At 68.7% G+C, this 4,948-nt stretch carries 8 protein-coding genes and 1 pseudogene; 4 read left to right on the top strand and 5 right to left on the bottom strand.

Features of this window, described 5'->3' with window-relative positions:
- Positions 1–710: transposase family protein (locus tag ABT063_RS51645; RefSeq protein WP_502991047.1), on the top strand; the 710-nt coding region annotated here is incomplete at its 5' end.
- A gap of 97 nt (positions 711–807) precedes the next feature.
- Here ABT063_RS51645 and ABT063_RS51640 read toward each other — a convergent pair.
- From ABT063_RS51640 to ABT063_RS51625, 4 genes are all read right to left on the bottom strand, one after another.
- Positions 808–1,452, bottom strand: coding sequence for a LysE family translocator (locus tag ABT063_RS51640; protein ID WP_351069266.1), 645 nt, complete (start codon positions 1,450–1,452; stop codon positions 808–810).
- 585 nt (positions 1,453–2,037) lie between these two features.
- On the bottom strand, positions 2,038–2,655 hold the full coding sequence (locus ABT063_RS51635) for a dihydrofolate reductase family protein (RefSeq protein WP_351069264.1): 618 nt from the start codon (positions 2,653–2,655) through the stop codon (positions 2,038–2,040).
- An 82-nt stretch (positions 2,656–2,737) separates the two neighbouring features.
- Positions 2,738–3,127 (bottom strand): VOC family protein, encoded by a 390-nt coding sequence (locus tag ABT063_RS51630; protein WP_351069262.1) that lies wholly within the window; start codon positions 3,125–3,127, stop codon positions 2,738–2,740.
- Between the two features lie 58 nt (positions 3,128–3,185).
- The gene (locus ABT063_RS51625) at positions 3,186–3,371 is read right to left on the bottom strand and encodes a hypothetical protein (RefSeq protein ID WP_351069259.1); all 186 of its coding nucleotides are present in this window, start codon (positions 3,369–3,371) and stop codon (positions 3,186–3,188) included.
- Between the two features lie 107 nt (positions 3,372–3,478).
- Here ABT063_RS51625 and ABT063_RS51620 point away from each other — a divergent pair, with 107 nt between their 5' ends.
- The 3 genes from ABT063_RS51620 (at position 3,479) to ABT063_RS51610 (ending at position 4,769) form a co-directional block, all read left to right on the top strand.
- A complete protein-coding gene (locus ABT063_RS51620; RefSeq protein WP_351069258.1) occupies positions 3,479–4,129 on the top strand; it encodes a TetR/AcrR family transcriptional regulator in 651 nt (216 codons plus the stop codon).
- 186 nt (positions 4,130–4,315) lie between these two features.
- On the top strand, positions 4,316–4,594 hold the full coding sequence (locus tag ABT063_RS51615) for a recombinase family protein (RefSeq protein WP_351069256.1): 279 nt from the start codon (positions 4,316–4,318) through the stop codon (positions 4,592–4,594).
- Positions 4,587–4,769 (top strand): hypothetical protein, encoded by a 183-nt coding sequence (locus ABT063_RS51610; protein ID WP_351069254.1) that lies wholly within the window; start codon positions 4,587–4,589, stop codon positions 4,767–4,769. Before ABT063_RS51615 ends, ABT063_RS51610 begins: the two co-directional genes overlap by 8 nt.
- Positions 4,770–4,848: 79 nt before the next feature.
- On the opposite strand, the pseudogene ABT063_RS51605 reads toward ABT063_RS51610, so the two are convergent.
- Positions 4,849–4,948: pseudogene (locus tag ABT063_RS51605) on the bottom strand (IS5/IS1182 family transposase); the annotation flags it as partial.

The following is a 4,948-nucleotide window of genomic DNA, read 5'->3' as shown; positions in this document are numbered from 1 at the left end:
GCACCTGGGCTCCGGCCGACCAGCCGCACACCCCCATCGAAGCGGCCCACGCCCTGACCTGGCGCGATGCCAAGCGTCCCGGCGACTGGACACCCGTGGAGCGTCACTTCCGCGACGGGCACACCGAGACCTGGTGGGCCGCCGATGCCCGCCTGGGCGGCTACGGCCCCGACTCACCCTGCCGACTGGTCGTGGCCACCACCGACCCAGCCACCCTGCCGGAAAAGGCCACCTGGTACCTGGCCACCAACCTGCCCCACCCCGACATACCCCATGTCACCACGGGCCTGCACCCGCCGGCCGACCTGGCCGAGATCATCCGCCTCTACGGCCTGCGGCCGTGGATCGAGCAGAGCTACAAGCAGATCAAGGACGAACTCGGCTGGGCCGACTTCCAAGTCCGCTCCGACCGCGCCATCCGCCGCCACCAGACCCTGGTCAACTGCGCCTTCTCCTTCTGCTGGAACCAGTGGTTCACCCCACCCGGACCCCTGGATGCCACCGCACCGGACCCCTGCCCCGACGAGGGGCCAGAGAGAGGGCCCGGCCCCGTCCCACCAGCCCTGCTGGCCCAGGGCCTTACGAACCATCCGTTCCTGGCTCGCCCCCGCCATCACCCTCAACCGGTGGTGGCAAGCCTGGACGGACAAGGACCCACCCTCCGAGCTCCAAGCCCTGATCGACGCGGTCACCACCGGACACGGCATTGACCTCTACCGCCGGATTTTGCGAACTACCGGTAACGAAGCACTACTGGGACGTGTCCGTCCGATCACAGCACCGGTCTCGCAGGCGCACGTGCATGGCTCAGGCCGAGACAGGCGTACGGGACAGGGCTGTGCGCAGCGCGAAGACACCGAGCAAGCCGCCTGCCGCGAACCGCTGAGCGGTCATCACGCGGGGCCGGGCAGCCAGAAACCCCGACACCCGTGCTGCGCCCAGCATGATCAGAGCGTTCACGGAGATCCCCACGATGATCTGCACACCACCGAGCTGCAGCAGTTGCGCCCAGGCCGGACCCGCCTGCGGATCCATGAACTGGGGCAGAAGAGCTGCGTACAGGAGAGCGATCTTGGGGTTGAGCAGGTTGGTCAGGAGCCCCATCGAGAAGAGGCGGGCGTCGGAGACGGGAGGCAGGTCCCGGGCGGGAGCGAAGGGTGAGCGGCCACCGGGCTTGAGCATGTCCCAGGCCAGGTAGGCCAGGTAGGCGGCCCCGGCGAGCTTGACCACCGTGAACGCCAGCGGCACGGCGGCGAACAACGCGGACAGGCCAGCGGCCGCGGCCAGCAGATAGCACAGGAATCCCACGGCGGTCCCGCTCAGGCTGACCAGGCCCGCCCTGCGGCCTTGGGTAATCGCGCGGGAGGCGAGGTGGATCATGTTCGGTCCGGGAGTCAGGGCCATGCCCAATTCAACCAGGGCCACTCCCCCCACTGCGGCCAAACTGATCACTGATCAACTCCTGATCGTTTGCCGGGTACCCGGTACTCGGCGTGGGCGGCGCCCGGCGGCGACGGACGGCTGCGACGCATCGGCAGTGCCTGCGTCGCCTGCCTCAGGATACGGCCCTGCCGTCCGGTGTCTCCGTGCACCCTGACTCCAGCCGGCCGACAACATCAACGACTGCCCCATGAACGCGTCGGCGATCTCCGACCGTTGGTTCGGTATGAGTCGTCCGGGTCCGAAGAATTCCGCCGTTGTCGGTGACCGATGCCCAGCGAGCCGTGCTGGAGGGCTGGGTGCGTCGCCGCACGACGGCCCAGCGCTGGCCCGCCCACGCTTCCGTCTCCACTTCACGCCCACGAGTTCGTCCTGGCTGAACCTGTGGAGCGGTGGTTCGCCGAGCTGACGCAGAAGAAATTCAAAAAGCTCCTTGGCCGACGCGGGCAGCCAGTGCTCACGCCGGTCCGGCGGGGCTGGAGAGGATCCGCACCCTTTGCAGATGAGGTAGTACGCGGACACCTGTCACGTCCGGTATGCCTGTGCTGCAGCGCGGGTCGCCGCAGCACAGGCCCCCAAGCGATGCATCCCCTTCGTCTACTTGTCGGCACCCTGCGGAGTGTCGTGGCGCCGGTCATAGGTGAGGAAGGCCGCTCCGCCCTGGAGGACGGTATGGTCGCTGAGCTCCCAGAGGCCTGGTGCGAAGCCTGCGGCCCGCCCGAAGAGCGGTATGCCGGAGCCGATGGTAAGCGGGCTGAGCTTGATGACCAGACGGTCGACCTCTCTGTACAGTGCGCCAGCCAGTTCCGCGCCACCGACCAGCCAGATGTCCTTCCCGTCGATCCGCTTCAGCTTCTGCACCGTTGCCACCGGGTCGTCGGCGACGAGCTCGACACCGGGGTCCGGGCTCTCGGTCAGTGTCCGGGTGAAGACGAGGTGCCTGAGGTGGGGGTAGGCATTGGCCACGCCGGCCGCGAGGCCGATCTCGTAGCTCTTGCGCCCCTCGACGACGGTGTCGAATCGGGTGCCTTCGGCAGTGACGCCGAGTCCGGCCCGGGCCGGCCCGGGCAGAGTCTCGGGGTATTCGTCGACGAGGTGCTGGATGTAGCTCTCTGCAGGGGACCAGAAGCCGCCGGGGCCGGTGGGGTCAGAACCGTCGGGACCCGCGATGAAACCGTCGAGCGTGGTGGCGACGCAGTACACGAGCTTGCGCATGGAAAACCCTTCATTGGTCATTCGTGTTGGTCGGTGGCGGCGGGCCGACCGAGACGGATCCCTGCTGGCCGCAGTCGCGTGATCAGGAGGCGTTCGGCGTCGTCCACTCGACGAACTGGACCACGACTCCGTTGGGATCGGTGATCTGGAAGAGTCGCTCGCCCCAGGGCTCCTCGCGCAGCGGCATGGTGATCGTCAGGCCCTCGGCGCGCAGCCGCTTCTCCTCGTCCTGGATGTCGGCGGTGGTGAAGGCGAGGATCAGGCCGGAGGCGTGCTGGTCACGCTGGTCGGCCGGCAGCACCTGGTTGCCGCGGGCGAGTAGGACGATGTCGACGGCCGCATCCTGGCGTGTCAGGGAGGCGAAGCCGTCGGCGGCGGCCTGCTCGGTGTAGCCGAGGTGGGTGGTAAAGAACCGCTGGGACGCGGCGACGTCGTCGACGGTGAGCGAGACGGTGGAGGCGGTGATCTGCAAGGTGATTCTCCTCTGTGGTTTCCGGGAGGCGGAGGTACGGGTGCCGGGTGAGTGCAGGTCAGTAACCGGAGCGGCGCGACAGATTGCGGGCCTTCGGGGGGACCCGACGGGCGGGTGCGGGCAGAACGCGGGCGGGACGCTGCCTTCCGCGGGGCAGAGCCGGGGCGCGGTTGTCGCGCTCGGTCAGGACCGGGCCGATCTTGACGGGCGCGATCCGAACGGCGGCAGGGCGGGGTTCGAGCATGGGCACACTCCGTTCTTCGCTTCGTAGGAAACTTACGACGGACGTAAACTTAGACTAGCCCCTTTGAGGGTGTCAACATAAAAATGCCATGAGGGTAAGATTACTCCATGACTATTGACGCCACCTCGTCCGCACCCCCTGCCGGCCTGCGGGAATCGAAGAAGCAGGAGACCCGGCAGCTCATCTCCGACGTCGCCACCGGCTTGTTCCTCGCCCAGGGTTTCGAGCGGACCACCATCGCCGAGATCGCCGCCGCCGCGCGGGTGGCGAAGAAGACGGTGACCAACTACTTCCCACACAAGGAGGACCTGGCCCTGGACCACCAGGACGCCTTCACCGCCTCCCTGGCCGCTACGGTGACCGGCCGTCAGGCCGGCGAGTCGGCCCTGTCGGCCCTGCGCCGCGCCTTCGCCGACGCCGCCACGGACGCCGACCCGGTCGCCGGGTTCTCCGGCCCCGACTTCGCCCGCATGATCGCCGACAGCCCCACCCTCTCCGCCCGACTGCGCGACCTGCACGACCTGCGAGAGGCCGCCTTGGCAGACGCCTTGGCCGACGCCACCGGCGCACCCCGCGGCGACATCACCCCCCGCACCGCCGCCGCCCTGCTCGGCGCCGTGCACCGCACCCTGTTCCAGCGCATCCAGGAACTCACCCTCACCGGCCAGGACAACGCCCGGATCTCCGCCACTGTCATCGCGGAGGCGGACAGCGCCTTCGGCCTGCTGGAACCCTCGCTCGCCAACTACGCAACGTGAGCCAAGCGTCGCTCGTCGGCGTTCCGGCGCTGCCCAGCCCGTGGCAGCAAACGTGATCCACCGAAACGGCCGCGCCTCCAGGGGGCGCGCTGGACAAATGTCGGTGTCGGAAACCGAACGAATGACGACAGGCGCGGCGGGCGTCCAATGAACCCGAACTCTTCGGGGCCTCACAGTGCAGGTCCGATGTCGCCGACAGAAGCGAGGAAGAGCGTGGCCAATCTGGTCTACAAGCGGGTGTCGACCGACCAGCAGTCGACCGACCGCCAGAACCTCGTCCTCGACGAGGCCGGGATCGACACCCCGGTCGCCTTCGAGGAGGAAGCCGGCACCTCCAGCCGCCTCCACCCGCTGAAGCGCCCGAAGTTCGGCGAGCTGCTGACGTACGCGCGGCCGGGCGACACCGTCCATCTCCGAGATGTTCCGCCTCGTACGCGGCACCGGGCACATCCTCGACGTGCTTGACGTCCTTCACCGCGACCGCCTCGCCCAGCGCATCCACGCCGGCGCGTTCTCCGCGATGGACCTCACCGCCCGCCACCCCCGCACCGGCGAGCTGCTGTCCACCGTGAAGTTCATGGTGCAGACCCCCGCCGCCGCCGGCGAACTCCAGCGAGATCTCCAGCGGGAGCTGACCTAGACGGGCTGCGGGCTGCCGAGGCGAAAGGCAACAAGGGCGGGCGCCGCCCGGCCGTCCCAGCCGGGAAGACCGACGCCGTGCGTGCGATGGTGGAGTCCACGGAGACGGCCCAGTTGAGGTCCTCGTCGGCGTCGGCCTGGGCCATCAGCGCGGTGAAGACCCGCTCCCAGGTTCCGTCG

The organism is Streptomyces sp. NPDC002838, assembly GCF_040295365.1.
Taxonomy (GTDB): Bacteria; Actinomycetota; Actinomycetes; order Streptomycetales; family Streptomycetaceae; genus Streptomyces.
Note: the sequence above shows the minus strand (reverse complement) of the source record. Positions and strands in the feature narration are given on the sequence as shown.

Bases quoted from the DNA above. Each gene is read 5' to 3' on its own strand.
- ABT063_RS51615 (WP_351069256.1), top strand. From the start codon at position 4,316: ATGTCGCCGACAGAAGCGAGGAAGAGCGTGGCCAATCTGGTCTACAAG.
- ABT063_RS51625 (WP_351069259.1), bottom strand. From the start codon at position 3,371: ATGCTCGAACCCCGCCCTGCCGCCGTTCGGATCGCGCCCGTCAAGATC.
- ABT063_RS51620 (WP_351069258.1), top strand. From the start codon at position 3,479: ATGACTATTGACGCCACCTCGTCCGCACCCCCTGCCGGCCTGCGGGAA.
- ABT063_RS51635 (WP_351069264.1), bottom strand. From the start codon at position 2,655: ATGCGCAAGCTCGTGTACTGCGTCGCCACCACGCTCGACGGTTTCATC.